General features: G+C 54.4%; 5 protein-coding genes. 3 read left to right on the top strand and 2 right to left on the bottom strand.

Features of this window, described 5'->3' with window-relative positions:
* Positions 1 to 337 precede the first annotated feature (337 nt).
* Both ABYO54_RS13500 and ABYO54_RS13495 read left to right on the top strand, forming a co-directional pair.
* Positions 338 to 1,159, top strand: coding sequence for a hypothetical protein (locus ABYO54_RS13500; RefSeq protein WP_372808774.1), 822 nt, complete (start codon positions 338 to 340; stop codon positions 1,157 to 1,159).
* Between the two features lie 20 nt (positions 1,160 to 1,179).
* Positions 1,180 to 1,953, top strand: a complete 774-nt coding sequence (locus ABYO54_RS13495; protein WP_372808773.1) for a hypothetical protein — start codon at positions 1,180 to 1,182, stop codon at positions 1,951 to 1,953.
* A gap of 112 nt (positions 1,954 to 2,065) precedes the next feature.
* Here the strand turns inward: ABYO54_RS13495 and ABYO54_RS13490 are convergent, their stop codons facing one another.
* Positions 2,066 to 2,344 (bottom strand): hypothetical protein, encoded by a 279-nt coding sequence (locus tag ABYO54_RS13490; RefSeq protein ID WP_372808772.1) that lies wholly within the window; start codon positions 2,342 to 2,344, stop codon positions 2,066 to 2,068.
* Here ABYO54_RS13490 and dnaG point away from each other — a divergent pair.
* A complete protein-coding gene (gene dnaG / locus ABYO54_RS13485) occupies positions 2,343 to 4,163 on the top strand; it encodes a DNA primase (protein WP_372808771.1) in 1,821 nt (606 codons plus the stop codon). The genes ABYO54_RS13490 and dnaG overlap by 2 nt on opposite strands.
* Positions 4,164 to 4,311: 148 nt before the next feature.
* On the opposite strand, the gene ABYO54_RS13480 is transcribed toward dnaG, so the two are convergent.
* On the bottom strand, positions 4,312 to 5,280 hold the full coding sequence (locus ABYO54_RS13480; protein WP_372808770.1) for a tetratricopeptide repeat protein: 969 nt from the start codon (positions 5,278 to 5,280) through the stop codon (positions 4,312 to 4,314).
* Between the last annotated feature and the right edge of the window lie 128 nt (positions 5,281 to 5,408).

Genomic DNA, 5,408 nt, shown 5'->3' with positions numbered 1-5,408 from the left:
GGCGGCGTGATTTTTCCTTCCTCCCCCGGGGGAGGAAGGAAACCAAAGGAACCGGAGCCTATGCGGCATAGCTTAAACTGACGGTCGACCGGTTTAAAAACCGAGGCCACTTCTGAAAAAGCGAGCGCAATGGTTTTTTAGTCTTTGTGTGCGTCGATTTCTTGTATACTTTCTTCATGGCGTGTCTTTCGGGTTGAATTGCGTGTTCAATGATGGATAGGCTCCGGCGACGGAGCAGCCCGCGGAACCCCCGGGGGCACGCCTCTAATTTAACAGGGAAATCCGACCGAGGCTCAATCAACTTCAGCCATAAGGTCTGCAACGATAAGGAAAAAAGATGATCACAGTAAAAATCATAACTGTAACAACAATTGTATTATTTCTCACCCTACCAACACATGTGACGGCAGGGTGCAACTTAGCTGATGGTACAAAATATGATATTGATGAAATTTCAGGAGGTGAAAGTGTTGAAGATGGAGGGAGCATAACTTTTGAATGCGTAACGACACCTGATGTCTCTGATGATGTAACACCAATGTGGACTCTGACGCCAGAGGGAGGTGGGGCCGAAGGTCTACTAAAACCATCGATTTCAGAAGATGGAATGTGCGCTACGATCCAATTTTTCTGGCATGACGGAGATGGAGAAGTGCTATCCTGCGAGTACGAACTGGAATGCAAAACAAGTGAAAACTGCACTGCTACGAAAACAATCACTGTAACAGTTGCAGAAGAAGCTTCTATCGATATAAGTGCAACAGCTCAATTAATCCCTTCAGAAAGTAATGGTCTATATAGAGTCGCTTCGTATTCATCTTTCACTTTTTCCGGCGATCCAGATTACAGCATGTATCATCCCGATAGTGAATTTTTAGATAAAGCTAAAGCGCACGAGGAGCAGCATTACAGCGTCTTTTATCAAGGCACGCAAACACCAGCAGCACAAGAAGCCTGTAGTATGATTGAAACTTTTTTGAGCGATACAGGCAATGACAGCGCACCTATGATTTTGTCAGCATTTCAATTACTACGAAATCTTACACAGGAGTATGTTTTCGAAGAATTAATTGGGCCTCCTGGGAATTCCACTTCTTGGGCTGAAATAGAAGCTTATGCTGCAGATAAACTAGTTCCTCCTCACTATTTTGAACGGTAGGGCAAGTTAGGATATATATTATGAAATCAATATTATTACTTATTTTTAGCTGTGTCCTTAGTCAGAGAGCCTCCGCAGGTGTCAATGATTATTTTATCTATGACCAAGCAAATCGTTTTCAACTAGACACTCTTAATGGGATCGTATCAGTCAAGGTTATTAACTATTATGCATTTTCAGATCCCGGACTGGTGATAACACTAGATGAAGAACGGAAAAAAAATCAAGAAAAAGTACTACAACCTGAATCACTCGTTGATGTTAGGATTTCGAGTACTAAAGGTACAGAATACCTTTACATAGCTGATCCCATTCTCAACGCAACCTTGCAGCTTAAGCGAAATTCTCTATGGATCATTGATGCGGAGATACTGAAAGTACTTGATGGAAATATAGAAAAAAAGCGCGCCTTTATAGCCATGAAACGAACACGTGCATTCAAGTTTTACGAGCACCCAACTGAGATTCTTTCAGGTACATCGACTAACTTATTGCTTGGACTGATGGAAATCGGAAAAGAAGATTTTGGTAAGGATTTTAGAGGTTTAATGTGTTATTTAGAGAGCGATTTAAGTGATTTCGAACGAAATAGCTCCGGGAATCTAAGAAATAGATTCTTTATCGATTACGATTCAATATTCCGAGCACGGTCTCCTTCTAGTTTCTATGTCGCGAGAGAAATAGGGACAAGTCAAAGATATACTGTTAAGAACGGCAAGGTACAAAGTTGTCAAGGTGAAAATAAACTAATACAGGCATTGCATAAGAAACGGGCGTCAGACTCCTTCAAATAAGAAATCGTTATAAGAAAACCTGCGAAATCGGGTAAAGAGGAGTGACTGGCTCCTCCTCCCCATACCACCAAGCATGCGGGTCCGCACTTGGCGGTTCGCAAGGCACCACCGACTAACGGGAGGCGTCGAGAAATGTGCCGGTTCCGTAATCGAGAAATCCGACCGAAAATGCTCTGATGCGTACCGAGGCGGTCGGAGTTTCCGAACCGTTCAGCGGTGCGTATTCGCTCGGGCGCATAGGGCGCGGTTCCTCTGGCGGTGCCTCTTGCTCCATTCCGTCAGTATCATCGAACTGGAAATTGGCGTTTAAGCGGGTTCGTTCGCGGATCGCGCCCAAAAATCTGAGTCGCGGGATTGAGGAGCGGGCGGTGTTCAGGTATTGCTTGTGCATGGCCATGATTCCCAAGGAGACGATCGAAGAGATCCGCGCACGCTGCAACATTGTTGAGGTGGTCGGCGCGTATTTGCCGGAGTTGCGCCGCCGGGGATCGACCTATAAATGCAACTGCCCGTTCCATAAGGAAAAGACGCCGTCGTTCACGGTCAACGACGCGCGGCAAATCTTCCATTGCTTTGGCTGCGGGGCGGGCGGCGACGTCTTCCGCTTCGTGATGGACTATGAAAAAGTGGATTTTGTGACGGCGGTCAGTGTGCTGGCCGAGCGGGTCGGCGTGGAGATCGTGTACGAAGGCGGGCAACCCGAAAAGAGCGGCAACAAGGATGTGCTCTACAAGTTGCATACCGATGCGGCCGCCTTCTACCACCGCATGCTGCTCGACAGCGCCGAGGGGGCCGAGGCGCGCCGCTACCTCGAAGAGCGCGACCTGCCGCTGGAGATCATCAAGGAATTCCAGATCGGCTATGCCCCCAATGGCTGGGAAGAGCTGCTCGGGCGCGCCTTAAAAAAAGGCTACGAAGCGCCGCAACTCGAAGCCGCCGGCCTCGTGGTGCCCTCCGACCGCGGCAGCCACTACGACCGCTTCCGCAACCGCATCATGTTCCCGATCTGTGACCAGATGGGGCGCGTGATCGGCTTTTCCGGCCGCATCATGAACAAGGCCGAAAAGGGCGCGAAATACGTCAACAGCCCCGAAACCCTGCTGTTTCGCAAGAACAGCGTCCTCTATGCCTTCGACAAGGCGCGCAAGCCGATCGTCGAATCGCGCCAGGCCATCGTCGTCGAAGGGCAGATCGATGCGATCCGCTGCCACCAGGCGGGCTTGAAAAACGTGGTGGCCTCGCAGGGAACCGCGCTGACCGAAAACCATGCGCGCATGCTCAAGCGCTATGCCGACGAAGTCATTCTCGTGCTCGATGCCGACGCGGCCGGGCTCAAGGCGGCGCTGGGTTCGTCCGAGATCTTCATTGCCAACGAACTGAGCGTCCGCGTCGTAACCCTGCCCGAGGGCGAAGACCCCGATTCGCTCGTCAAGAATAGCGGGAAGGAAGCGCTGATCGCGCTGGTGGCGGTGGCCAAAAGCGCGCTCGATTTTTTGATCGATGCGTTTCAAAAGCAGGAAGACACCTCGACCGAGGCCGGGCGCATGCGCGTCGTCCAGGCGGTCATCAATCTGATCAACCATTGCCCCTCGGCCGCGCGTCGCGACCCGATGATCCACACCGCCGCCGACCGCCTCAACATTTCACCGCTGGCGCTCAGCCAGGATCTTCACCGCGCCAAGAGCCAGCAGCGCGCCCCCCGGCGGGCGGAAGAGCCGCCGGCGGCGAAGATACCGCCGCGCAAGACCTACCCGCGCCAAGAGACCGCCCTGCTGGAGCTGCTCGTCCACTACTACCACGACGTCCATCCGCTCGTACACGATTATCTGCCGCCGGACCATCTGACCGACCCCGCCTGCAAGCAGCTCGTCGAAATCCTGATGCTCGACCCGCCCGAAACCCTCACCGAGGGTTTCCACGAATACGACGAACCGATGCAGAAGATCATTAGCCAGGTGCAGGTCGAGGAATCGCGCACGATCGATGCCGAAACCACGGCCGTCGAGCTGGCGCAGCGCTATATCCTGATTTTCTGGAAGCGCCACCTCGAGAACGAGCTGGCGCAGCTGGCGCGGCGCACCGACATTTCCAACGAAGAGCGCTTCCGCGAAACCACCCGCATCAAGCAGGATCTCCACGCCATCGCCAAAGGCTGGACCGAAGCCAAGCCGATGCTCGAGATCCGCCTCCACAAGGACGTGGAGTTTTAGGCCGGGAGCCAGTCCCGGATGGTGGAGGCGTAATCCTGCGGGTTGTAGGCCCGGTGCCCCACCGGGCGCATCCGCACGGTCGTTCCATCATCGTGCGCCGTGTCGGGGATATCCGTAGATGTTTCCGGTGGATAATTGATCGTAAGGGTCAGGAGTCGCGGCCGCGCAGTTCTTTGCCGCTTTCGGTGGCCTTGGATTTCCATTCGATGGCTTCGACCTTGTCTTGCGCAACGCCTTTACCGTTTGCGAGGCAGATGGAGAGGTTGTACATCGCTTCCGGGCAGCCGGCTTCGGCGGCGATCCGGTACCAACGGACGGCTTCTTCCGGATTTTCCGGCATGCCGATTCCGCGTTCGTTGCAAACGCCGAGGTTATACATCGAATCGGGGTCGCCCGCGTTGGCCGCCTGTTGGAGGAGGGCGAGCCCCTTGGCCTCGTCTTTGGCAACGCCCGCGCCCATCATATGGCATACGCCGAGTTTGCCGGTGGCTTCGATCGACCCGGCGTCGTGCGCTTTTTGGTACCACTCGGCTCCGGCGGTGGGGTTTGCCCGGACGCCGCCGAGGCCCTTCGCATAGGCGCGGCCCATGAAATACATCGAGAGCGCGTTGCCTTTCATGGCGGCTTGGCGGTGCAATTCCAGCGCTTTGGCCATGTCGATTTCGACTCCGGCGCCGACCTCGTAGAGGTTGGCGAGAATGGCCATGGCGTCGGCATTGCCCAAGGCGACTTCGCTGTCGAGCGTCACGATCGCCTTTTCCACGTTCTGTTCGGTGCCGATGCCGCGCAGATAGAACAAGCAAATGTAGGCCTTGGCGCGCGGGAACCCGGCGTCCGCCGACTGCTTGATCCAGCCGAACGCGGTTGCCGGGTCGGGCTGGACGCCTGCGCCTTCCACATAGCAGGAGCTGAGGTTCATCATGGCCTCGGCAAAGCCGGTTTCGGCGGCGGCCGTGAAGCATTCGACCGCCTTTGCGGCGTTGCCGGAGTCGAGGTAGGCCTGTCCCTTGGCGTTGAGTGCTTCGCCGGATTCCTTCTCCGAACCGCCGCACCCGCTCAGTAAAAAAAGCATTGCGGCGCCAAGCGCCACATTGCGAATCATATCTCTTTTGCCCATGTGTCTCTCCTTAAACCCTTGTTTCCCCGCCAACTCCATACAAAGCGCGCCATCATACCGATCGAAGCCCGCAGGGAAAGCCTGGAATCGATTCCGCTGGGGGCGTGGTGCCGGATTCTGTGGCGGGG

This window comes from Pontiella sp. (genome assembly GCF_041622395.1).
Lineage (GTDB): Bacteria > Verrucomicrobiota > Kiritimatiellia > Kiritimatiellales > Pontiellaceae > Pontiella.
The sequence above is the reverse complement of the archived record's forward strand: the minus strand, read 5'-3'. Positions and strand labels throughout refer to the sequence as shown.